This is a genomic window from Haladaptatus pallidirubidus, from assembly GCF_020700235.1.
GTDB lineage: Archaea > Halobacteriota > Halobacteria > Halobacteriales > Haladaptataceae > Haladaptatus > Haladaptatus pallidirubidus.
In genome coordinates this window covers 182,933-206,308 of record NZ_CP085304.1, presented here as the reverse complement: position 1 = coordinate 206,308, position 23,376 = coordinate 182,933, and the positions used below count along the sequence as shown (strand labels likewise).

Sequence of the window (23,376 nt, the reverse complement as noted above, 5' to 3'; positions counted from 1 at the left end):
ATGCTCACTCCAAGTTTCCGCCGCCACTGACCCGGAGGATGGTTCCGACAATGTATGATGCCTTGTCACTCGCAAGGTACATCACCGCGTGAGCCAGATCTTCGGGCTGACCGAGTCGTCCGATGGGTCGTTCCTCACCCCACCCGCGGAGGATATCTTCGGCAGTTCGATCGGGATTTTCTTCTTTCTTCATCTTGGCTTCGCGGCGCAGCTGGTGCGTATTCGTCACATCTGTCGAGATAGCGTTCATGCGAATCCCGTGTTCAGCGAGTTCGCCTGCCATGCGCCAAGTGAGGCCGTTGACTGAGGTTTTTGAGATACCGTAGAGGCCACGTGTACCGGTTCGCCGGTCGGCTGTCTGGCTCGAATGGTTGATGATATTACCCTTAATGTCGTTCGCTATCATGTGCTCGGCAACGAGTTTCGAGGCATAATATTGGGCCCGCACATTCACATCCATCGCAAGATCCCAGTCGGCCAGTGAAGCGTTAACTAACGACTCCTCACGGGGCCAGATGGCAGCGTTATTGACGAGCAAATTGATCCGTTCGAACGTGTCGATAGCGGTATCAATGAGTGATTCGATTTCTGAAGGATTAGCCATGTTGGCTGCGATACCTATCACATCGCCATTGCCCAACTCGTCCAGCTCTGACGCTACCGACTCGACATCAGCTTTGGTACGGGAGTTGACAACGATGTTCGCATCGGCTGCGGCGAGTTCCGCGGCAATACCCCGACCGATTCCCTTCGTCGATCCCGTTACGATGGCTGATTCTCCGTCAAAATCGTACTCTGTATGACCAACCATACCTGAAGTAACGTAGCAATCGACGAAATACCCACCGATTGTAATTACCGGAAGTAGCAGTGCATAGTAAATTCGGTGAATAAGCCAAGATCTACAGAAAATACAGGAGGGATTTAAATAACCGTGATTAGATTGTGTCTAATATCTCATCGATCCAAGAGAGGTTGCGCTCGAGGAGTACTCCATAGCCATAGAACGAGAGTTCATCAACGCCCGCGTCGACAGGTGCCTCAATTTGAGATTGCAGCGAATTCCGATCATGAATGATCGGGTGACCGGCGAGAATTTCGGTCCGAACAAAACAGTCGAAGAAGGCCTGAATCACATTAATATCGTCCCTGACAACCGTTGAGTCGGAATGGTATGCGAGTACGGTGACCGTATCCAAGAGATTCGATAGCCGTTTTAAGTCAAGTCCGTGCTTCCAAGAATGTTCGATCCCCATACGGTCATCACCGAGACCACCCATCTTAAGATAATAGCCAAAGTCAGCGGAGTTGATTGTCGAAGCGAAGTCCTCAAACAGGGACATCAGCGTATTGCGTCGAACGTCGACATAATCTTTGACGACTGGATCATACGCTCTATAATAGTCTCTAGAAATAATTGCTCAGATCTGGCACAGTGATTCAGTCGAGGGCGGTGTCGACTGCAGTATTTAGTTGTTCAAGCGAGTCGAATCATCGGTTGCTGAGAGCCATCATAAGCTGCCACCAGCACTCTTCGACCGGGTTCAACTCCGGTGAATATGCAGGTAATCAAATGAGGTGATGTCGTCACGAACCTGACGAACCGTGACAACCGACGCCCGAAAGTACGGTGTCCCGTCAAGGACAACGATGAGATCCTCGTCAAATTCTTCACAGAGTGCGAGAAGAAAGTGTTTCACGTGCCCACTCGTGACGTACTCGTCAAATCGGGAGACAAAGCGATCACCGAAAACGGTGATCGCGCCCAACAGACACGTCCACTCTCGTTAGCCAGATAATTCGACAGACGGCCGCGTGCCGCGCGGAAACCACGCGATTCACGGTTCAACTTGTACAGGTTTCTTTGTTTGATCGATGCAGACTACCGTTGCGTCCATCTCCCGCCGCTTTTTTTGAGTTCATCGTGAAACTCGTCGCGGTCTTCAGGGTCTGATTCGGCAGCTGTTCGGCGTGGCTTCTGGAAACTGAGCCCAGCTTCCTTCATCAGCCGTCGGCAGCTTGGCCGAGAATAGTCCACGCCGAAGGTCTCGTCGAGATATCGCTGAACAAGCGCTGGCGTCCACGCCGGCGCGTCATACCCCGTCTTAGTCGGTGGATTCTGAAGCGTTTCTTCGAACTGTGTTTGCTGATCGTCGCTGAGTTTTCGCGGCCGACCGCTCCGGTGATCGTCACGAACGGCTTGCTCAAGCGGCTCTTGTTCGAGCCGCTTGAGCCAGCTATAGATCGTCCGTCGCTGAATGCCGTACCATTCAGCAAGTTCGGTCTGTGACACGCCGTTTTTGTACGCAATAGCTGCCATCAATCGCTGTGTCGGCTTTTTCCCTTCAACCTCGTCAAGCGCTTGCTGAAGGTCTCGAACAGAAATCTTGTCGAGATGATCCATACAACATCATAGAATGGATGAGCAGAAAGTTCTAACGCCTATTATCGGATGGTTCTTTCTCTGTCAACGATTAGTCAGCGAGTGCTCTTGTCCACTCCATTAGCGGCGTGAACTGATGTGTATCGAGAAGGGGAGCGACATCAAGTCTGCCTCTCTGGCTCGCGCTTACACCTCTGGATCGACACCGTAGATGGTGACGTCCAAATCGAGTAACTCCAGCACCCGATTCGGTACATTCTCATTCGCTGGAAGCTCTGGGCTACCGTTGATGTGAATCACGAGAACATTCATCAAAGCGTTCCAAGACGCGTCGACCAGTGGGTCGACGAGTTTTCGGCCCACCGGCCAGATCCATCGGTTCAACCGCATCTTTCAGTGCCTCGCGTGCGCGTCGTCCAATCACCGAGTGTAACGACATTAGCAGGACGTAGCCTAACGCTTCGACGCGCTCGGGCCGGTTGAGAAAGACCGCCCCAACACACTTTGGACCTTTGAGCACCAGAAACCGACGTTCGACCGTCTGCTGTTGCTTGTACTCCTGTAGGACGCGTTCTGCGGGCGACTCTTCTGTATCGTCTATCGAGATAATGACTACGAAACAGCTAGCTCGCTTCTTGCAATGAGTGATCGCCGCTGCGTCCTGTTGAACGCTGGCGGCGATCTGGTAGACGGTTTCGTAGGGATCCCAGTCTTTCGGCGGTCGCCCTGGTTTGTCGTGGCTCTTCTTCTGTTCGGTTTCACTGATCTCTGCGTCAATCTCGAAGCAGGGATTGTCGTGATCGGCGAGCCACGTCTCCCACGCTTCGTGAGAGTCGGGTTCACAGGCGAACGAGCGGTCGGTCAGCTGACCGACCGCATCGTCAAGGTCTCCCTCGGTGCTGTCGAGGTCGGTATCGATGCTGCGTACAGTACGTCCATCAAGCGTCGAGGAATGTGCGACGACACACCGGATATCATGTTCAGAAATGGATTCTTGGTAGGTTTGAATTTAGTAGGTGGCGGCGTCTTCGTCGTCTTCATCGTCGACAAACGTTCCAAGATGGGTTCACTCGTTATCCTTCCACGCGCGGTCGATGTCGTCGATTTCATCTTCTAACTCTCTCCGCCGGTCACATTTTTGCTGATCGGGCTCCTGAAGCCGGTTGAGCGTTTCCTTGATACTCGACTTCTCGACCTCGGAACCACAGATCCAGCAGACGGTCTGTGTGTCCTCGACGAGACGATATGTGACAGAACCAGTGCTAGAATCTGCAATACCAAGTACCTCGGCGATTTCGCTGTTCGCACCTTCGAGTTTTTTCTTCATTGAACTGAATTATCGTCCGAATCTCGTTGATCGTCTGGTTGATAGTTCGTACTTCACTCCGAAGCTGATCAATTCGGGACCGACTTCACTTACTTCTCCTATCGGTGCTTCGGGCATCTCGATTCCTTCTGTCTCGAGATCGTCACAGCGGTCGTTGAGCTGGTCGAGACTGTCCTACTTCCGCTGCAGCTCGGACAAGACCGCTTCCTCATCCGACCGTTTGCTCCGAAGTTCCTCGACCTTCGACTCGAGCTCGCTCTTTTCTTGTTGAGGTTCCTCAACGTCGGCGTCGAGTGATTCGATGGCCGCCATCTTCTCGTTTAGCTGCATCTCGGGATCGTCAATTTCGCCCTCGATCCTCTCGTATTCCCGCTCCGCACTGGGTAGCTCCTGCTTTAGATCATCTAGTTCATCGAGACGGTCGTCCAGTTCGCGCCATCTCTCCATCAGGGAGTTGATTTGCGCCTCGATTTCGTCAGTATCGACTGGCCGCATAGTGACTCCTTGGGATACTGATCTATAAGAATGACCACCTGCGGCACTCAAATAATAACACTAACTCTGCTATTTCGAATTAGGATCACATTTACAACCCCCTGTCCGTAGTAACTCATTCACATTTGATTGCATCTTACAATCCTCACAATAAATAGTGACTGTAGTATGAACACTGAAAGTACCTAGTGTTAGTTCGTTAGCTGTTTTTAGCTGTTCCAACTTCTGTTCAACTACTGCTGTTGTGCGGCCTATGAGACGGCCGAAACTGGACTGTGCGCGCTCGATTCTATTTTCCGTATTCAAATCGAGAGATGCTTCTCTGATATCCTTGAGGTACGTTCGAATCGCCTGGTACGTTAGAAAATCCTTGCAAAGCGCCTCGATATCGATCCCTTCTTGCTCAAGCCTGTTTCTCACCTCTGTTTCAACGCCCCGACTTGCGTTTTCATCTGTGAGAAGCTTGTAATTGTTTTCTACCTCCCCCTCGATCGGATTCATCCCTACACTGCGCATTGCCTGCTCAAGGATACGCATATTAAACACGTTTGCTAAGGTACGAAGACTATCACGCTCTTCTCCCTTTTCTGTCCATCGTTGCTCAAGTTCCTCTCCTATTCCCTCGAGATCGTACTCTTCGATAAGACGTTCAACTTTGGTCTGGCTTCGAACACTAAACGAATTCTTAGAATCCCTTTCGGTCATAGAGTCAGTATATACACTCACATTCTTGAAGCTCTCGGTTTGACTCTCTCTCAATTCCTAATTCCTTTGTCGTCTCTGCATCATTAATACCTATGAGAACACTATCTAAATAAGCCAGTTTGAGAGATACGCAGGCCGTTGAGTGACTTGGTCAAGATGCTCGCAGACCTGCTCAGCGAGTGCTTTACTGCGGATTCAAAAAAATTGGTGGGAGCGTGAGCGGACGGCGACACCTGTTAGGGCGTTCACCATCCAGTTCCAAACAACTGGATGTTTGCTTCGGAAAACAACATTGATTCACGAAGAATTTGGCGTTGAATGCTCTTACGGGATCGACTGGGACTGGGCCTATCGGCTCGCTAACAGCGTGCTTGACCTGCCATCGGCGCAGCCGTCGCAGGTCGCGGTCGACGAGACCGCTGTTATAATCAACGATTGGTAGTTTTGGTTGTACGTTGTAATAGATCTCGACACAAAGTTGCTCCTCGAGGTACAGTTGTTTAAACGACATGGAACCGATTGGCGGCTTCGTTCCTCCATGGAGACGCCGAGAAACACGACTGTGAAGACACGGTGTTTCTAGTCAATCAGTTCGATAATCGGACAGCCCTCTCTCGATTAGGATTGAGCGGTCGGGTCGTCTACACGGAGCGAAACCCCATCGAAAAGTGGTTTCACACCCCAAAATATCAGTTGACCGCTTCTATAATTAATGAGTCGGCAGTCGACTGAGCATCCATCAGTGGCTTTCGCTGTTCACCCATTACTATAACGAGTATCGACCGAATCAAGTGCTCGACGGACGAACGCTAACTGAGGGGGCTTAATTAGACAGTGCTGGTCAAGAAATCAGTCAAGAACTCCTACATGAATATTAATTCATAGTTATTGGATAATGAATATTAGTTATTTTTACTATATTAATACATTGAAAAATTAGATCTTTTAAGGATTCTATAATGGGGATAACATGAGTATGTTTGTTATTATTGCATTCAGAAACGAGGTGATAATTGGTACTGAATACTGGTTCAAGCTCTGGCCCCTCTAGGGGTAAAATTCTGACTTGTGAAGGAGAAACCTTCTTCATTTGTTTAATGAAGAGATGCGGTCTCAACTTGAGGAACATTGTAGATTCACTAATCGAGAATCAGATCGACTCGGATGATCCGTTTTATCCACTGAAGCAGACTAATTTCTCTAGCATATAAATGACTGGCTTCTAATCTTGTCCTGAAGTTTCTGGAGCACTTTAATTCTATTACTGTATAAAGTAGACAAAGTGCTCAAAACCGATGATGTACTTATATCCGGCTATGTGTAGCTTTCGAATCTACTCATTTGCAGGTTCGGTAATACTGAATCTTTAGAGAGGTATCCATCCGTTCTAGTTTAGTGACGATCTGACGCAGATCTATTTAGGGAAGTCACCGACTAAAACAGGAATTGAGCTATATCGTCCAGTTGCTGGGGCTCTTTACAAGGAAAACAGTCGCTGGAGTCCACTGAGGCGACGCACACACGGTGGTGAGTGCGTCGCCAGGCCAATCTGTCGCTGGTCAGCAGGTCTATCCTGCCTACTCCGTCGGGCGAGTTATAGCCAAACTCGCCAGACACAACCTCCTTGCGTAATCTCAGACGGTGTGGGTTCAGGCCGCGTGATGACCGCAGCAACAGCGCATCCAAATCTGGCAGGCCGTAGCCCAACTCAAGCATCAGATACAGGTGGATGAGATGGGAGTGACGTTCGATGGCGGTTGAAAATCGCCGTCGAGGAAGTCGCAGCGTGAAAGCGCCTCCGTCGTCGGCGCTTTCACGCTGCCTCGCGTTCAGCTTCTGGAGTTCGTCGAAAATGACGCGACTCATCATCAACGAGATTACCGCATGATGGTCAGTGCCTCGATGATGTAGGCATCGGTCGTATTGATCTCGTCCAGCCCAAACCGCGATTTAAGTTCCTTGAACAGCAGTTTGACCTCCCAGCGCACCCGATAGAACTGGGCGATATCGGGCGTGTTGTAGTCTGCTACAGGAAGATTTGTCAGGTAGAGGTAGTACTCGTCCGTGTCATCTTTGATCACGCCGACCAGTCGGAAGGTTCGGGTCGCGCACCCGCGCAACCCTCGCTTACGGTCGAAGGAAAGTTCGACACAAACGTCGACTTCCTGTCGGTGCAGGACGTCTTCGACGATCTGTACCGACTCCCTTCGAGCGGGATGTTGTTGTTCCGGCATATACAAAGGTTCTCGACGATTTCGAAGTTCGCATTGGACTTGACGCGAGAGACGAACCAGCCGCCGTTGGCGTAAATGTGATCGAACAGCCAGAAATCGTAGAAGCAGAGATCAAGCAAGACGAGAGCGCCAGCTACCTACCGGCGAATGGGTAGCTGGCTGCGTTCGTGGGTGGTTCAGTCAGTTGTCTACCAGTGAGTCGGAAATCCAGTTGCAAGTGATTCAATGAGGTGGAGTTTCGCGTCAGTGTAGCGTCATAGAGAATATCTCAAAAGAATCCAACGAACGCTGGTGAGAACCACTCGTGGAACGATAAATAGGTGAGTTCGTCGTAGTCAGCCATCTCGACGTAGCGTTCGAGAAACGCCTTAATGGGTGGTCTGAGCCAGCGAAGCCGAGTGAAAGCGTGTAAAACAGCGTAAAGACGTCGAACTTCCCCTTTCGCAGGACGAGACTTGTTGCGCGAGCGCGCTCGCGCAACTCATCGGAAAAGGCTCTTTGAATCCGGTGGGTTGTAAGTCACACTTCTCACCGGGTTCTCACCCGGCAGTTCCGACGGCATCAAGTCAACTGACAGCAGTGATACGCTCTGCTAAACTAGAACGCATGGAGAGTTATCCGATGGTTGTTTCTTGATCCTTTGCTATTCCACTTTTCTGACCAGACATTGTTCAAATTAGCTGGTTCCAGCAAATCGCGAATGATTGGAGCCACGTTTCTGCAGTTGCAGAGTGAGTGTGTTTGAAGTAGGTTGCGAACACCTCCGTTCGGGCTTCAACCCTTTCCGTCACGAAGATCGACAGCGGCGTACAGCCAGTAGCGCTGGTCATTGACCCGAATCACGGTTTCATCGACCGTGACGCGATTTAGGCTTTTCCCGTCTGTCGGCTGTAAATTGGCCTTCTGAATCCAGTTGTAAACGATGGTGCGATAGCGCTCGACACCTAGGCTATCGAGCACCGAGACGGTATCCGACAGTGACAGTCCCGTTAAATGGAGTTGGATACCAAGCTTCATCGCTGGCTCGGGTGTCGTTTCTCGCTCCACAAATCCTAATTCCGGCCAACCACTATCACCGTTGAGACAGTCGAATTTTGCTATAGACCACACAAATTCGTACCGCCTTATCCTTCGTCTTTATCTGAACACTACCCACGGACGGTGTTTAAGTAGGATATCCCCTCCGCGAGTGAAGGCTTAAATGTTCGATTCAGCGAAACCTGATCAATGTGGTTAGGATTACTCATTGACGGGAGGCACAATGGATTCGACGACGTATTGCTGCCGTGGTCACAGGAAACGACTTCGTTGAGTGCAGCATTCAATATTAAAAAATAATAGAAATATTTAATAGTAATAGATAAATAATGTATAAAACTAGCATTGGACGCTGATCAGATTCACCGTCATACCGAGTGTGAGATGATTCGGGGCTTATTCGTCACCCAGTCATTTGCCATTTTTCTGTACTCATCTGAAACGGCTTCCGAACCCACTGATTACCCAATTCAGTCTGAAATCATATTTCATTTATAAACAATCTATTACTGGCGCAGCTAAGCATCCGACTTCGTTACCGCCTCCTGTATATGATCTATAAATTGAACGTAGCTCAGCATCTAAGAGCTGACATAGCATATAATCTCTGTGATTGATAGCTAAAAACATGCTCGCTATTTGCTCACACTTCCTATATATTACTTCTTAGTCTTCGTATGCGGACTCGATTCGCTCGTACTGATCGCTGGATAATTCGATTTTGGCCGCCCCTGCGTTATCCGTGAGTTGTTCCGTTGTGCGCGCGCCGACGATGGGGATGCAACTGAACGACTCCTGCTGGCTCAGCCAGCGTAGCGACACCTGCGCCGGCGTCGCGTCGAGGTCGTCGGCGACCGACTGGATCTCGTCCAACACGGCCCACTGCTCCTCGGAGAACCCCTCCCACGAGTGGAGGTCGCCGCGGGATCCCTCGGGGGCGTCGGCGTCACGGTCGTACTTCCCGGTGAGGAACCCGCCCTCGAGCGGCGAGTACGGGCAGACCGCGAGATTCTGATCGGTGCAAACGTCGAGGAACTCCCGGACGGGGTCGCGGTAGGCGGCGTTGAACCGCGGCTGGGTCACCTCGAACCGTTCGAGGCCGTCCACGTCGCTCGTCCACAGCGCCTTCGTCAGCTTCCAGGCCGCCATCGAGGAGGCGCCCAGGTAGTTCACCTTCCCCTCTTCGATGAGGCAGGTGAGCGTCCGGAGGGTCTCCCGGATCGGCGTCTCGTCGTCCCAGCGGTGGATGTAGTAGAGGTCGATGTAGTCGGTGTTGAGCCGGTTGAGCGTCCCTTCGATCTCCGCTCGAACGTTCTTGCGCGAGAGATTCTCGTCGAATTGGCTCTCCATCGTCCAATACACCTTGCTGGCGATCACGACGTTCTCGCGTTCGTAGTCGTCGAGCCACTCGCCGATCCAGCGTTCGCTCTGGCCGCCGCCGTAGCCATTGGCGGTGTCAATGAAGTTGATCCCGTAGTCCCACGCCGCGTCGAGCAGGTCGTGTGCCTCCTCGCGGGTCGTCTCGACGGTTCCGTCTTCCGCCTCGAGGCCGAACCGCCACGTCCCGAAGCAGAGCTCGGACACCTTTGTCCCGGTCGAACCAAGCGTTTGGTAGTTCATTCCATCCACCCGTTCTCACTTCACTTATTTATAAGTGTGAGATTTGCACGCTGTTTGCCAATTCGATTCCGATAATAAAAATATTTAAAATAATAATTTATACAATATATTATATTGATATACAAAGAATGACCGCGAATTAGATATGGAAAGAAGGATATTCAAGTTGACCGAGAATCGATAAACATTTATGCAAATATAATTGAGCTAAGAATTTTTACCAAATAAACAACTATTATTTATACTTGGGTCTGATGGGAATCTCGTTCCGGTATAAGCTCGCTGGAGATTGGCTGAACACGCCTCGATTGTGGGCTATCTAGCTTTCCTATGAACGAAACAGGTCAGACTGGATCGACCGATCGAACTGAGATCGGATAGTCTACTTCATCGAAATCTCTGAACTACCACGATGTAATGGAGACATCACAAAGCGGCCGATCCAAGGGGAAAGTTGCTCGCCCATCTGTGTAGTGCGAGAGATAAAATCCGACGATGATTTCGAGAGATTTGGCTGCAACCTTTCCGGAAGAGTGATTGTCGGCCGATCCGTCGAGTAGTTCGATAATGTGTTCTGCTGCATTAGGAAATGCACTTCGGTAATCGTCATCCCATGTCCAAGCATCTTCGATTCCGGGGATGGGTTGTTCAACGTGTGTACCATCTTCGAGCTTCCAATAACGCCATTCCCCGTCATCATTATTCATGTAGAGTTTGCCTTCTGTCCCGGTAAACTGAAAACACATTGATGAAAATTCTCTCGGAACCGTACAGTCTATATTGACGAATGCTCCATCTTTCATGATGATGAACCCGCCACCCCCAGCGTCGTCTACTTCCTTCGACGCACCTAACGAATCGATAGCTTCGTTCTCACCGTTAATATATCCACTTACTTCTTTAGGTTTTGTATCGAGAAGGAAGGTGAGTGTATCGAGTACATGGGTTGAATTTCTGAGTAGTTCCATTCTAAACTGTGCGGAAACCGAACGGATATCTCCTAGCAACTCTTCCTCTTGAATGAGATATCGTAACTGCCGTAGTTTTTTTGTAAATCTGAATGAATGGTTGACAAGAAGTTCGGTGTTTGTTTCTGCACAGACTGAGATCATTTCCTCGGCTTCAGTAACCTGCGAGGCGATCGGTTTCTCACACCAGATGACACCTGGATCTGCAGTGGACTGAGCAGCGTCGATAACGTGTTCGTGGTGAAGATAGGATGGTGTACAAACAGAGACAACATCGAGATCCTCTGATGAAAGCATCGAGTCGTGCCCCACATACTGACGATCAATCGGAATGTTCCAAGCATCACCGAACTTTCTCAAGTTATCTTCGTCGATGTCGGAAATAGCGACAAGTTCGATATTTGGTGTTTCGGCGTAGCCGCCCGCGTGACTGGCTTTCACTTTTTTGGTTCCGATTTCCTCCTGTTTGTGCATGCCAAGAATACCCATACCAGCAATTCCTCCAGTTCCAATTATCCCTGCTTGATAATCCATTCTAACAATGGCGAAGTTAGAATCATGGCATTATGTATGTTTCGGTGAGTCAACTCTGACGGGGGTACTATCTAGTTCTAAACCTCCTCAGCAGGCGTTCATTCGTCGAGTGGCTGATTCAGTCGATCGTAGTTGTAGTGGAGTCTACCGACGTAACCAGTGACGAGTGCTGGATTGACTGCCCCGCCAGCACGAGTGGAAGCTGTCAATCCGCATTGTCACGGTCTGAAAGCACTTCTCGATGTTTTCGCTTGCAGTAGTTTAGCTGACCGCTCAATTATTTGGCGAAAGAGGGTCAGTCGGATTGCCCGAAGCATCAACCAGAAACTCAGCGTTGGCAACGATGTGTTTCTCAATGAGATGACGGAGGAACACCATCACTGGATCGGTCTCACGGTGGCTCTACACGTCGATTTCCAACAATAACTTTGGCTCCGTGTCGCTCGCCGCGGACAGTCACTTACTCCTCACCACCGACCTCAATTCGTTCCCCATCGGCTGCGACCCGCGACGGCACCACCAAGTGTCACCGGTATTGTACCGTGTTCGTCCTCGACATCAAGAAACCACTTACATTCGCTATAACGTCGTCCTCGACCTCGTCGAGACTCTTCCTTTCGAGAGCGATGCTATTCTCGCTAATCGTGGCTACTACCAAGAGCGCGTCATTCGACGCGCTCGGTCAAACTGTTCCTGTCGTGCCTGAGTATGATAACAGAGTGCCAACAGGACGCTCACATGGGTGAGCGTTTCTTTCATCTTCACCAACCCGTTCTCGACTTCAACTCAATCTCTGAAACCGGAAGTAGAATCAAAGGCATGAAAACAGAATCGGAACTACGTATAATGTTTTCTATCGATTTTTGATGAATACGAGCCACTATTGGCCACGTTATTATATTCCTTCTATTAGATATAGTATTTATAAATTTTATTCTTATACTAAATAAATAAATTATTAGAAACTATTAACTAGAAGAATAGACCTACGTATACTAGATGGCGAAAGTTTATTTATGAGTATCACACATCATCGAAGGACAACATGAGTTTTAAGGTCGCATTCATCGGGACAGGACCTGAACCGGACAATCCTGTATGGGGCGAGAGTGCCGCGATGGCATATCGCCATGCAGACGGATACCAGAGGCTTAGCAACTGTCGACTCCATGCGTGTGCAGACATCGTACGTGAGAACGCTACTGCGTTCGCGGACGAATTCGGCATACCCCATCAGAATGTATTCGAGAACTTTGATGAGATGTTGCAGAAGACTGAGCCAGATATTGTGTCTATTGCCACTCCCGTTCCCACTCACGCCGACATCGTTATTGATGCGGCCAAGACTGATGTGGTCACTGCAATTCATTGCGAAAAACCGATGGCTAACACGTGGAGGGATAGCAAACAGATGACTACTGTTTGTAAAATGCACGATGTTCAACTCACCTTTAATCATCAGCGCCGTTTCGCACCAGAGTGGCGACATGCGAAGAAAATTCTAGAAGAGGGTGTTGTTGGGGAGCTCAAACGCGTCGAAATGTCTGCAAAGAACTTATTCGATTGGGGAACTCACTTAATCGATCTTGCGAACTTCTATAATGATGAACGGGATCCAGAGTGGGTAATGGGGGGTCTGGATTATCGAGTTGAGGATATTCGCTATGGATCACACAACGAGAACCAAGCAATGGCTCTTTGGAGATACGATAATGGAGTCCACGGACTATGTTCGACGGGCAGTCAAAATTTCGGGCCGGATTTGGTTGGTTGCAAGCACCGATTAGATTGTACTGAAGGTATGATCGAAGTAGCGGGAAAGGAGAACCTCCGATACAGACCGGTGGGTGACGAAGAGTGGACAACTGTAGACATCGTCTCGAATAACGCCGTTGCCAAAGGTATCGAACATATCGTGAAATGTATTGATAATGGTACTGATCCGGAATTATCGGCCGATAATGCGCTTCGAGCAATGGAACTCATCTTTGGAGCGTACGAATCGGTTCGAGCACGTAGACGTGTTGAATTCCCACTTGATATTGACGATAATCCTCTTCAAGAGATGGTTGAGGCTGGAGAACTCCACCCCCATCCAAACGGCAACTAAGGGACGTGGCTCGACTGGTCTTCAGCCAGTCGAGAATCGCGCTACGAATCATGGTCAGAAGTCATTTCAAGCCTGTCGGAACCGTAAGACCGATATTACTCCCGATGATCCTCATGATATGGTACAGACAGCCATTAATGTATATAGTATACGTGACCTAGATGCTTCAGTAGAAGAGGTCATAGATCGCGTATCCAACGCCGGATATGATGGAATCCAATTTTCTGGACGTCACACACCGCTCAATGCAGACCCAACGACAATACGGGAAAAACTCGCAGAAACCGGTCTCGAAACCACCGGGGCGCACATAAGCGTCGATGATATCGAAAACCGAATCAAGAAGGCTCTTTCCGCATATGAACCCCTTGATGTGAATGACGCGGTGATTCCCCATCTCCCTGCAGAAGACTTTGAATCAGCTGCGGCCGTTGAAGAAACAGCAGCACGTTTATCCAGTCTCTCGAGAACGCTTGACGAGATTGACTGGAGGCTTCATTATCATAATCACGAGCATGAATTCATCGAACTAGCTGATGGTCTCACAGGATTTGAGGCACTCATCGAGAGAACAGATATTGGCATTGAACTAGATGTCGGGTGGGCGCACTACGCTGGACGGAGTCCAATAGATCTTATTGAAACACATGGGGATCGAATGCCGCTTATTCATATGAAGGACGTAGATGAGAGCGCACCCCGAAACGAATGTTTCCGAGAAATCGGTGAGGGGGACGTTGACATGAACGGCTGTGCGGTCGCGGCACGCGAAGCCGGTGCAGAATGGCTCATTTACGAATATGACACCCCAACGGATCCTGCAAGATCGATCAAGGTTGGTGCGGAATATCTCAATTCTATATAAAAGTGGGATCCAGACTGAGTAACCGACGAGGACGGATCCCTACTCATTGGCTGAAGTATGGAGTACTTCGACAGTGATCCAAATCTTTTCTAGTAGATAATGAATGTTTAAAACAAATTTTTAATCAGAACTATAGTCGATAGTAACGACTGGTGAGATCCGACTTCGGTTACCATTTAAGAGCATCTCTTCCAGTGAAATAGTAGTCATCTGTTTCTATACGGTTCATTCCGGAAACGTACTAATCTCTGGCAACTAGGTACGAGTCTACAACGAGTTTGCAATTAAGCCCGATGAAATTGTAGGAGATTAAATATTTTAGTATACTAAGTTGTTCGGTTCTTGAATTCATTTATCGTGTTAAAGATTTCAACATTGAGGAACTCTTATTCATAATAAGAAAACTCATCGAAACCTATGGGTGCACGATGGAATCGGTACCCACATGGTCTCAAGTCGCCTGCGGCTATAGAGCACTTCTACCAGAAAGAGTTCACCGTCGATGAAATATTTCTCGCACAAATTTGTGAGCTACATCTCGATCTGGGAGAAGGATCTGTTGAGAAAACGTGCGCATGTAGCAGACGGTTTGTGGTGGATCAACAGCCGTGTACAACCAGTATCGCTGATCGTTGACCCAATTACAGTCCCGTCAGTCGGGACGCGATTCGGGCATCGATCCCCGGAGAGTCGTAGGTTAGCCTTCTGTATCTAGTTGTGGACGGTAGTGCGACTGCGTTTGACAACCTGACTAGCGAGAATAGAAGCGAAACTCAACGAGGATACTCCCGCCAAGTAAAATTGGATTCCAAGTTCCATCGCCGACTCGAGTAATGCTTCCCGCTCCAGAAGATCCCAAAAGAAATTCCACGCAGAGCACACGGCCCACCTTATTGAATTCACTAATTAAGAACAGGAAAGATAATGCAATACCAATTAAATATATAATAATGTATAATATTATAATAAAGTTTTAAAATTAGATATCTTCAACACCATACACAGCAAGAATGATTGTATACCAGACGATGTAATCACATTGGTTTTCAAGAAAAAGGTGATACGGATCTACGTCCCCATAACAATTGTAGTGTTGGTATTCTATGTGGGCCATATTTATCTGTACTTCTCTGAGTAGTACGCAACCAGTATGATTCTCAGTCAGTCAAGAGCGAACTTTCTATAACAAATATATAAATAATATATAATACAGTTCATTTCAGGAAATACAGTAGCCAAAATCAGAGGTCACTACACCCCATTCGAGAATCGTATTCATTAATACAGAACATGCGCAATGTAGGCCCATTAGATTGCTTTGCTGGCCTCATATGGCCATATTGTAGCCTGTTTAGATTGAAACAGGATATTTTGACTTTGCTTTTACAGTCTCTAACTGAACGCAGGCATTCGAAGAAGACCACAGTCTTTCCCTTCAGTTGGCATGATCTAAACGATTTGTTCTTCTGCTCCTTGAGCGTCAATTCTATAATGAAAAACAAGTGTTTATGGGAATGACTGAGTTGAAATCCAGTTTCTGCATATTTAAATCGACAATGGACAAATCACCCGTCTTTAACTAAGGAACAAACCGCATGACTTCGGCTAGAATCGAAGTTGATTCGTAATCGAAATGAAGGATTCAGTGCGACTCATGACCCCTCCTCGTCTAGAATTGAACGACGGCTTACTACGCTCTTTTCATCGACCGCAATGGAAGACCACACCGAGGCAGTCGGCGTGGTCGAACGCAACGACGAGATACAGATTCCGGCGCTGGTGTAGGCATTCGTGTTCGGCTTCGCCGCCGGTGAGAACCGAACACTCGCCCCGTTCCGTCGCGCCTACAACGCTACCGCTGACAAACCACTCTCACCTGGCGACTTCTACCAGTGGTTGACGCCGCTGTTCGTCGCGTACCTCCACGACCTCGTCCAGCGCGAACTCGATGAGGTCGCTGTCCCGCACACCGTCAGCGACGAGTTCGACCGCTTCAGAGACGTGACGGTTGCCGATGCAACCATTCTGCGGATACACAGATTTCTGCGCGAGGAGTATCAGGGACTCTGTGAGGAGCAGACTGAAGCGAAGCTCCACCTGCTCCACAACGTCACCGACCAAACCATCGATAGGGATCAGCAGAGATACTCATAGATCTGTGGCGAGTTGAGCGCTGGCAGCGTAGTTGCGAGATATGTCTTGACGTCGTCGAGTGTTCGAAACAGCCGGTTGGCTCGAGCTTCTCTCAGTTGCCGCCGGCAGTTTTCAAGGGGGCCCAGTCCCGGTGAATGCGACGGCAGGAACGTAAGAGGTAGGCCGCCGTGAACGGCCTACTTCTTCAGCGTCTTCGCGATGAAGAAGCGGGCATTGTCCAAGACGACCACTGACTTCTTGCCGAACTCCTGCTGTATTTCCCGAAGAATGTGTTTCGCGACTTCTGAGGTGAATCAATCTGGTGTGAGAGTAACAAATCGGTCGTCATAGTCGGTGACCGCGCCCAACATGTTCATCCGATCATGAACGCCCGAGACTGCCGGTCTCGGGCGTTAGTTCACTGGGATCCACCCGCGCTTTTGCTCGGTAGCGACCACCTGCGTATGCTGATCGATCGCGACGATCCAATAGCCGTCAGCCGTCAGTAACGGCCACTTTTTGAACTCTGCACGCTATCGTCGTTGCTCGGTTGAACCGACCTTGTAGTGACGCGGCCGGGCTGTAAGTCTAGACAGCCCGGCCGAGTGGAGCAGCTTTCGGCAGTGCTCCCGGGAGTATGTAATATCGAATGTCTCCTCCAAATACGTGCGTATGAGCGTTGGCGTCCACACCGGCGCGTCATATCCACCCTCGCTCGGTGCAACGTTCACCACAGCGACAAAGCGCTGATGTTGCTCATGGCTCAGCAGTCGTGGCAGACCGGGATGTGGGATATGGGGTGTCGTGGAGCGCGGTATCGATGTCGCGCTCCACGAGCCGATTAAGCCAAGCGTAAATGGTCTGTTCGACCTCCCCGTATTTCGCTTCGATCTTGGCTGGTGAGAGCCCCGATTTGGATTCTAACGCCACAGATAGACACTTGACCGCCTTCGGATCGGTCTCGTCGCTGAACCGCTGGTGGAGGTGAGCCGTGCTCACTCCCGCTAGCTTGTCGCTACGCTTTGTCAAGGACTAACCGGGTCGCTCGGAGAATATGAGTACTTTCGTGAGTTCCTAGAGAAGATCAGCATCACCGGCGAGCGCTCCCACGCCAGCACTGAGTTCAAGATCGGATCGGGGCTTGAAGGCCGGTTGCTGATTCACAATTTAGCGTACTACAAGTACCGCCGCTTCGCGCGAACCGATGAGAACGGCAGCTAATTCGTGAGTCGCCTCAAAACCAACACCAAGCTGGAGATCGTCGCAGATCTGTGGGAATGGTGCGGATGCGCCATTCCGCTGGAGGGCGAGCAGGTCTTCGATGTCATGGAGGCTCTCCACCGCACATCCATCGATTACGAGGTCGAAGTGGAGTTCAGACGAGGTCTGTACGCAGGCACGCGGTCGTGGAATACGAAACGATTCTGCATCGTCGGCGTCCACAACGAGGACGCCCACTACTACCACCTCTTCATCACAAATCTGCTATGGAAGGCTTTCCTCCCGGCGAATTTACGCGACATTCTATCGGTGTCGGTAGAAGGTAGTGCTCCTGTTTCGAGAGCTGAAGACGCTGTACGACCTTGACGAGTTCGGCACGAGCAACCCTGCGGTTGTGGAGATATTACTGTATGCCGCGATTTTGACGTTGCTGGTGAATCGTGAGTTGTTGGATCTGGTGATCGAGTGCGCCGATGAGGAGGCGGTGTTCCCGCCCGAATGCTGGGTGTACGACCGATAGGTCGCCACCCAACGGATCCTCAAACGACTCAGCAACTACCTCGGCTACTCTCCACCACCGCTGTTAGAACGGATGGCGGCGGACGCCTAGAAGATCCATCGACAGCGACCAATCCTCCAAGAACGGTTCGCTACTGCTACTTAACCAATCGCTGAGGTTAGCTAAAGACGAATGATGAACAAATTTATATAACAGAACCCCCAATCTACGTGCCATGCCATCGTACGACAATGGCGATTTAAAGTCAGACAGTAAGATGCCAGCTGCATTTAACCGTCGGAAGTTTCTTGGGGCCGTTGGTTCTGCGGGAATAGCTGGGATCGCGGGTTGCGGTGGACAGCAGTATAGTCCGAACAGTAATGGTAGCAACGGTAAGGACAACGAATTCACCTCCTACATGAACATCCCTCCTCAGGATGCGCAATTCAATCGAATGCGGCCTCAGAACTATGGCGAAAACGTAGCGTCATTGGCATACGATATGTTTGCTAAGTATGACTATTATAGCAAGGATAAAAATTGGCACCCCATGATCGCTGAGGACTGGAAGCTACCAGATAAAATGGAAGAGGGTGCCGTTGTCACTGTGAATATTAGTAAAAATCATATGTGGCATAATGGAAATCCTGTGACGGCCAAAGACATCGAAAACCAGTTTCTCATCGAAAAAGGGTTAGAGATGTCTGTCTGGAATTTCCTCAAGGACGTAAAGGTCGTCGATGACAAGACGGTAGAATTCACTCTATCTGGACCAGTAAACGAAGAAATTCTGCTTGTTGAGCTATTCGACCGACCAGTCGATATGCCCAATTCGATCTTCGGTGAATATGCGAAGAAGTTCCAAGAAGCGAAATCAGAAGCTGATAAGAAAGCCGTGCAGGAGGAACTCCTCCAGTTCAAACTTGACAAACCAATGGGGAACGGGCCCTTCAAGCATAACAAAATCACGGACAATAAGTACATCCTAACCAAGTTCGAGGACTACGCCAATCCATATATTACTGCTGATGATATAAACCTTCCAAAGTACGGCCTCCGACTATCACCAGGCGGAAGTGCTGTTCCACAATTTATCATCAATAAGGAAATTGATGGGACTCCCCAAACCGATCCTCAACCTGAACAGTTAGATAGATTCCCGCAAGGTCACGTCACTACACATCCGGGATTCGTCGGCGAAGGTGTTATTCTTAATATTTCAAAAACTAAATATTTTGACAACCGACTGGTTCGTAAAGCGCTTGGGCATGTAATCACACGTAAACACCTACGTATGGCGATGCCTGGACCCTCTGATCTATACGGGTCGATTCCAACCCCAACAGGCATAATGCCAAATAAAGCGAAGGAGATAATCGGTGATAAATTGGATAGTTTCGAGAAATACGCATACAAAGAGCCAAATCACAAACGTGCTACTGAACTACTAAAGAAAGAAGGGTTCAAAAAGAATGGAGAAGCTTGGCATACCCCCGATGGAAATCGGTGGACGCTCTCTGTAAAGTCGCATACCGCCGCAACATGGTTGTCTGTCGCACAGGCAGTGTCTGCTGATCTAGAGCAATTTGGAATCAAAGTTGAACAGACACAGCAAGAGGACTCCACATTCTTCGGGGAAACAATCCCGAACGGAAATTTCGATCTTGCAGCCTGTAACTGGGGAGGTGGCGGCGCCAATCTTCCGTACGCCAACTTCCAGACTCACTTCTATGACCGAAAAGACAGCGACGGGTATCCTGTTCCTAGTAAAGTCGATATCCCAATGCCAGCAGGCAACCCTAACGGATCGATTCAAACGGTCGACGTCCGCAAGAAGATTTCAGAGTTAGGCGTGGCAAGCGACGAAGCACAACGTAAAAAACTCATAACAGAGATTGCATGGGCGTATAATCAGTCCGCTCACCATTTCCCAGCGCGGGTCTGGGAAGCCATCGCGTATGTGAGTACTGAACAGTGGAAATTCCCAGATCCTAAGAATGACGTCGACATGCATCTCGACCGTCCTACCTACTGGCCTATCCGCAAAGGAAAGCATAATATGAGATAACTTCCATCAAATTTAGACGTTTATAGGACAGTAGACCTCTACAAAGGGAATTTTGCAAAAATTCAATGATGACTCCACTGAGTGGAGTATGTGGGGTATAGTTGATCGTGAACAGTGATGTGATTTCTTGGTGAGCTATGCCAGAAATCAGCTGCCTCACCAGTCGTAGTGTTTTGTTCGAGGTCGTCAGCCCGCGGCCACGGGCCCGCCCTTCGTGAGTGCCAGCTGTCGGCTGTGTTCGCCAACACATTCGTACTCGCGGCTTCTGCCACGCAGAAATGCATCTATGAAAAGCTGAAACTGTCCACGGCGAATCTCACCACGTCCGCTTACTAATTCGGTGAATGTTCTGAGAAGTCAGTAGGAAGTACCGATGGTACAATACCGACACTCGCTACAAATCCGGAAATCGGAAGGATCGCACACTGGATAAATAATCAATATTTGAATATATACATGAATATGTGGATTCAAATAGCCGCATACAAAACACTTATTACCCATCAGTTGTTCTCACAGTCTGATTATGATGACGTACGATATAATTCATATCGGAACGAGCGGTTGGGGCGAAGTGTGGTGCAAAGAATTCCTTCCATCTGCCATAGATGCGGATCTATTTAATGTCGTAGCAGCAGTAGATCTAAGTGAAGAGGCTCTGAAGAATGCAAAAAACGAATTAGGGATGCCAGAAGACCGATGTTATACCGACATTGAAGAAGCGTTTTCCGAACACGAAGTCGATTTTTGTACAAACGCAGTGCCGCCCGCTGCTCGTGAGTCCATCGTTGATGCTGCGATCGACTATAATCTCGACATCTTTTCGGAAAAACCAATTGCGGAGACACTCGAGACCTCAGTTCGTATCGCTAAGAAAGTCGAGGAAGCTGATGTGAAAATGGGAATTACGATGAGCCATCGCTTTGATCGAGATAAAACGACACTCCGCAAGTACCTTCGATCCAATAAGCCAGGACCGCTCGATTATCTCGTTTGTCGGTTTACTGCGAACACCCGATCGAGTGGATCCAGATATCCAGCTCTCGTTGAAGGTGGAGTTCATCAACTTGACATCTTAGCCGACCTCGCCGAATCTCGTTGTGAACGACTATATGCTCAGACATGGCATCCAGAATGGGGGACAGGGACCGAGGATGGACAGGCATTAGTGAATATGACCTTCGAAAATGGTGTTCGAGCCACGTATGAAGGTACAAAAACGAACGCGGCAGGTCTTAATGGTTGGGGACATGATTATATTCGTGCTGAATGTCGAGATGAGACTGTTGTTCTTGATAGGCGAGAAATCGAACGGTTTGAATATGATTCTGATGATGAAGGAAATTGGCCAGGAGTCAAACCTGGCACTGGAAGCGAGATACCACTACTGAATTCAAGGAACACCTGGTCACATCTCTGGTTAATTGAGCAGTTCATCGAGTGGATTGAGGGTGGGGAACCGATGGTAACAAATGTACAGGATAACCTTCAGTCAATGGCTCTAGTCGAAGCAGCATTGTTGAGTAGTCAAACAGGCGATCCTGTTGCAGTCCAGAAACTCCTGGAAGATACTGAACAATCATTGACGACTTGAGCGGAAACAACGAGATAAAATGAAGTGATTATTATCAACGAAGTACCCCCCAGGCTGGGAAGCACGTAGTCTGTAGGGCACTCTCCTGTGTCATTGCATCGTACAACAATAAATTTCTTAATAAATTTCTTAATAAATTTATAAACAAATTTATAATAGTTCAGATAAATAAGTTAGTGAATACGGAGATGGTTCTATAAATGAAAAATTGGTCCGTCTTTGCGAACAAGTACGGCTATTGTGAGAAGATGCCGGTAGCTGAGTGACTTCTAGCCACCAGTAGTACTATTAGGACAATTAATAGCAGGAGGAATTGTGCTGGCAGGAGCCACATCGAGATTTGAATGCTGTAAAGTCCAGTGATGACCCCAACTATCACTGGTACAATCGCGATCCCGATTGACATTGCTGCAGTAGACAGAGCGTTTACCGGTCCGCTGTATTCAGGAGCAATTTCCACTCCCAATGCCGAAAAAGTGGGATATAGTCCTGAGATAAGTATCCCCAGTCCAAACACACTAGCAAACATTATCGCTGGTTGTGGGCGGAGGAATGTAATATACAAGAGTGGAAGGCTGCAGATACACCCTACGAACAGTAATCCTAGCTCTCCGAGATGGTCTATGAGGATACCATATGCCATTCGTCCGGGAAAATATGCCAACAGAAATGTGGAGAGGAGAATGTTTGCAGTATCTTGCTGGAAATAGGAGCTAGCATAATATGGTAGCCAAAAGAATAGGGTACCTTCAATTCCCCCGAGAAGCACCATTCCAGCAGTCATTCCAGCGATTGGTAGTCTTCTAATTAACTGGCTTGCTGCGTCAAGTGAGATCGTTGACTCATTGTTAAAATCGCTTGGTGGGTTGAACCGCATCAATAGTATGATCAGTGGTAAGAAAGCTACACCGAGCAGTAAGTAAGTGAAGCGCCAGTTCCCATACTCAATTGCCGCATTTACAAGTAGTGGGCCGGAGAAGGCACCGATCGCCCAAACCGCTGAGTATACGTTAAATATTAACCCGCGACGTTCAGGATAAAGATGACTCAGTATCGGTCGATCGAAAGCACGGATCACTCCATTACTGATCCCCATTAGAAACAAAGATGATAAAAATAATTCATAACTCGGGGCGATACCCATTAACAATAGTGCGATCCCGACACCAATGGTTCCAGTTAGGAGGTATCGTTTTATAGAAAGATGCCCCGTTAGAAATCCGATGAGGAGAACCGTACTCACAAATCCTACAGAGCTGGCAGGAGCAACTAATCCAAGTAATCCATCAGAGATTCCAAACGATTCCTGAAACTTGGGTAGCAGTGCTCCCCGCGTCTGTCCTGCAATCGCTCCTATAATGACAATTACGAATACGGTAATTGTCCAGCGCTCTCTCTCCAGCATTACACACGTTTAAGAGTCGGAGCAATTCATTGTTAGTGTTTGCGGTGATTTCGTATGGAATTCAACCTCAAGTGGCTGTAATGTGGACTCGCTAACTCAATCTTTCCTCTATGATCAAAAATCTACAAACTATTATTTAAAAATTATATGGTTCATTTAGGAACGAGCTCCATTCAG

15 protein-coding genes and 8 pseudogenes are annotated in these 23,376 nt (G+C 48.8%); 8 read left to right on the top strand and 15 right to left on the bottom strand.

Annotated elements, in window-relative coordinates; translation table 11 throughout:
* Positions 1-4: 4 nt before the first annotated feature.
* The 6 genes and pseudogenes from LIX15_RS26485 to rdfA form a co-directional block, all read right to left on the bottom strand.
* Complete coding sequence (locus LIX15_RS26485) at positions 5-811, bottom strand: SDR family NAD(P)-dependent oxidoreductase (RefSeq protein WP_227777879.1); 807 nt, start codon at positions 809-811, stop codon at positions 5-7.
* Between the two features lie 127 nt (positions 812-938).
* Positions 939-1,343 carry a hypothetical protein gene (locus LIX15_RS26480; RefSeq protein ID WP_227777878.1) on the bottom strand — a complete coding sequence of 135 codons (405 nt, stop codon included), beginning with the start codon at positions 1,341-1,343 and terminating at the stop codon, positions 939-941.
* A 97-nt stretch (positions 1,344-1,440) separates the two neighbouring features.
* Positions 1,441-2,404: pseudogene (locus LIX15_RS26475) on the bottom strand (IS630 family transposase).
* 165 nt (positions 2,405-2,569) lie between these two features.
* Positions 2,570-3,479: pseudogene (locus LIX15_RS26465) on the bottom strand (transposase); the annotation flags it as partial.
* Between the two features lie 405 nt (positions 3,480-3,884).
* Entirely contained in the window at positions 3,885-4,205 is a 321-nt protein-coding gene (locus tag LIX15_RS26455; RefSeq protein WP_227777875.1) for a hypothetical protein, read from the bottom strand.
* 69 nt (positions 4,206-4,274) lie between these two features.
* Positions 4,275-4,910 (bottom strand): rod-determining factor RdfA, encoded by a 636-nt coding sequence (rdfA, locus tag LIX15_RS26450; RefSeq protein ID WP_227777874.1) that lies wholly within the window; start codon positions 4,908-4,910, stop codon positions 4,275-4,277.
* Between the two features lie 156 nt (positions 4,911-5,066).
* Between rdfA and LIX15_RS26445 the strand changes: the two are divergent.
* Positions 5,067-5,737 (top strand): annotated as a pseudogene (locus LIX15_RS26445) (transposase domain-containing protein).
* 607 nt (positions 5,738-6,344) lie between these two features.
* Here the strand turns inward: LIX15_RS26445 and LIX15_RS33030 are convergent.
* The 6 genes and pseudogenes from LIX15_RS33030 to LIX15_RS33845 all read right to left on the bottom strand — a co-directional run.
* Complete coding sequence (locus LIX15_RS33030; RefSeq protein WP_265338452.1) at positions 6,345-6,779, bottom strand: hypothetical protein; 435 nt, start codon at positions 6,777-6,779, stop codon at positions 6,345-6,347.
* An 8-nt stretch (positions 6,780-6,787) separates the two neighbouring features.
* Positions 6,788-7,144 carry a transposase gene (locus LIX15_RS33025; protein ID WP_265338451.1) on the bottom strand — a complete coding sequence of 119 codons (357 nt, stop codon included), beginning with the start codon at positions 7,142-7,144 and terminating at the stop codon, positions 6,788-6,790.
* A 795-nt stretch (positions 7,145-7,939) separates the two neighbouring features.
* Positions 7,940-8,245 (bottom strand): annotated as a pseudogene (locus LIX15_RS26435) (transposase domain-containing protein); the annotation flags it as partial.
* A gap of 603 nt (positions 8,246-8,848) precedes the next feature.
* A complete protein-coding gene (locus LIX15_RS26430; protein ID WP_227777873.1) occupies positions 8,849-9,802 on the bottom strand; it encodes an aldo/keto reductase in 954 nt (317 codons plus the stop codon).
* Between the two features lie 404 nt (positions 9,803-10,206).
* Positions 10,207-11,304, bottom strand: a complete 1,098-nt coding sequence (locus tag LIX15_RS26425) for a Gfo/Idh/MocA family protein (protein WP_227777872.1) — start codon at positions 11,302-11,304, stop codon at positions 10,207-10,209.
* Between the two features lie 98 nt (positions 11,305-11,402).
* Positions 11,403-11,818 (bottom strand): annotated as a pseudogene (locus LIX15_RS33845) (transposase domain-containing protein); the annotation flags it as partial.
* On the opposite strand from LIX15_RS33845, the pseudogene LIX15_RS26420 reads away from it, so the two are divergent.
* The 4 genes and pseudogenes from LIX15_RS26420 to LIX15_RS26405 all read left to right on the top strand — a co-directional run.
* Positions 11,805-11,950, top strand: a pseudogene (locus LIX15_RS26420) (ISH3 family transposase); the annotation flags it as partial. The pseudogenes LIX15_RS33845 and LIX15_RS26420 overlap by 14 nt on opposite strands.
* Before the next feature lie 399 nt (positions 11,951-12,349).
* Positions 12,350-13,414, top strand: a complete 1,065-nt coding sequence (locus LIX15_RS26415) for a Gfo/Idh/MocA family protein (RefSeq protein ID WP_227777871.1) — start codon at positions 12,350-12,352, stop codon at positions 13,412-13,414.
* Between the two features lie 118 nt (positions 13,415-13,532).
* Complete coding sequence (locus tag LIX15_RS26410) at positions 13,533-14,279, top strand: sugar phosphate isomerase/epimerase family protein (protein WP_227777870.1); 747 nt, start codon at positions 13,533-13,535, stop codon at positions 14,277-14,279.
* Positions 14,280-15,992: 1,713 nt separating this feature from the next.
* Positions 15,993-16,412 (top strand): annotated as a pseudogene (locus LIX15_RS26405) (transposase); the annotation flags it as partial.
* A 533-nt stretch (positions 16,413-16,945) separates the two neighbouring features.
* On the opposite strand, the gene LIX15_RS33460 reads toward LIX15_RS26405, so the two are convergent.
* A complete protein-coding gene (locus LIX15_RS33460; RefSeq protein ID WP_227778096.1) occupies positions 16,946-17,104 on the bottom strand; it encodes a helix-turn-helix domain-containing protein in 159 nt (52 codons plus the stop codon).
* 64 nt (positions 17,105-17,168) lie between these two features.
* Positions 17,169-17,441: a COG3415 family protein gene (locus LIX15_RS26395; protein WP_227777869.1), complete on the bottom strand. Its 273-nt coding sequence runs from the start codon at positions 17,439-17,441 to the stop codon at positions 17,169-17,171.
* 39 nt (positions 17,442-17,480) lie between these two features.
* Between LIX15_RS26395 and LIX15_RS26390 the strand changes: the two are divergent.
* The 3 genes and pseudogenes from LIX15_RS26390 to LIX15_RS26380 form a co-directional block, all read left to right on the top strand.
* Positions 17,481-18,240, top strand: a pseudogene (locus LIX15_RS26390) (transposase); the annotation flags it as partial.
* Positions 18,241-18,367: 127 nt separating this feature from the next.
* A complete protein-coding gene (locus LIX15_RS26385; protein WP_227777868.1) occupies positions 18,368-20,200 on the top strand; it encodes an ABC transporter substrate-binding protein in 1,833 nt (610 codons plus the stop codon).
* Between the two features lie 526 nt (positions 20,201-20,726).
* Complete coding sequence (locus LIX15_RS26380) at positions 20,727-21,794, top strand: Gfo/Idh/MocA family protein (RefSeq protein WP_345412943.1); 1,068 nt, start codon at positions 20,727-20,729, stop codon at positions 21,792-21,794.
* Between the two features lie 235 nt (positions 21,795-22,029).
* Here the strand turns inward: LIX15_RS26380 and LIX15_RS26375 are convergent, their stop codons facing one another.
* Positions 22,030-23,199, bottom strand: coding sequence for an MFS transporter (locus LIX15_RS26375; protein WP_227777867.1), 1,170 nt, complete (start codon positions 23,197-23,199; stop codon positions 22,030-22,032).
* Positions 23,200-23,376: the final 177 nt, after the last annotated feature.

Excerpts from the sequence above, each read along its gene's own strand:
- LIX15_RS26485 (WP_227777879.1), bottom strand. The coding sequence starts at position 811 with ATGGTTGGTCATACAGAGTACGATTTTGACGGAGAATCAGCCATCGTA.
- LIX15_RS26480 (WP_227777878.1), bottom strand. The coding sequence starts at position 1,343 with ATGTCCCTGTTTGAGGACTTCGCTTCGACAATCAACTCCGCTGACTTT.
- LIX15_RS26455 (WP_227777875.1), bottom strand. The coding sequence starts at position 4,205 with ATGCGGCCAGTCGATACTGACGAAATCGAGGCGCAAATCAACTCCCTG.
- rdfA (WP_227777874.1), bottom strand. The coding sequence starts at position 4,910 with ATGACCGAAAGGGATTCTAAGAATTCGTTTAGTGTTCGAAGCCAGACC.
- LIX15_RS33030 (WP_265338452.1), bottom strand. The coding sequence starts at position 6,779 with ATGATGAGTCGCGTCATTTTCGACGAACTCCAGAAGCTGAACGCGAGG.
- LIX15_RS33025 (WP_265338451.1), bottom strand. The coding sequence starts at position 7,144 with ATGCCGGAACAACAACATCCCGCTCGAAGGGAGTCGGTACAGATCGTC.
- LIX15_RS26430 (WP_227777873.1), bottom strand. The coding sequence starts at position 9,802 with ATGAACTACCAAACGCTTGGTTCGACCGGGACAAAGGTGTCCGAGCTC.
- LIX15_RS26425 (WP_227777872.1), bottom strand. The coding sequence starts at position 11,304 with ATGGATTATCAAGCAGGGATAATTGGAACTGGAGGAATTGCTGGTATG.
- LIX15_RS26415 (WP_227777871.1), top strand. The coding sequence starts at position 12,350 with ATGAGTTTTAAGGTCGCATTCATCGGGACAGGACCTGAACCGGACAAT.
- LIX15_RS26410 (WP_227777870.1), top strand. The coding sequence starts at position 13,533 with ATGGTACAGACAGCCATTAATGTATATAGTATACGTGACCTAGATGCT.
- LIX15_RS26385 (WP_227777868.1), top strand. The coding sequence starts at position 18,368 with ATGCCATCGTACGACAATGGCGATTTAAAGTCAGACAGTAAGATGCCA.
- LIX15_RS26380 (WP_345412943.1), top strand. The coding sequence starts at position 20,727 with ATGATGACGTACGATATAATTCATATCGGAACGAGCGGTTGGGGCGAA.
- LIX15_RS26375 (WP_227777867.1), bottom strand. The coding sequence starts at position 23,199 with ATGCTGGAGAGAGAGCGCTGGACAATTACCGTATTCGTAATTGTCATT.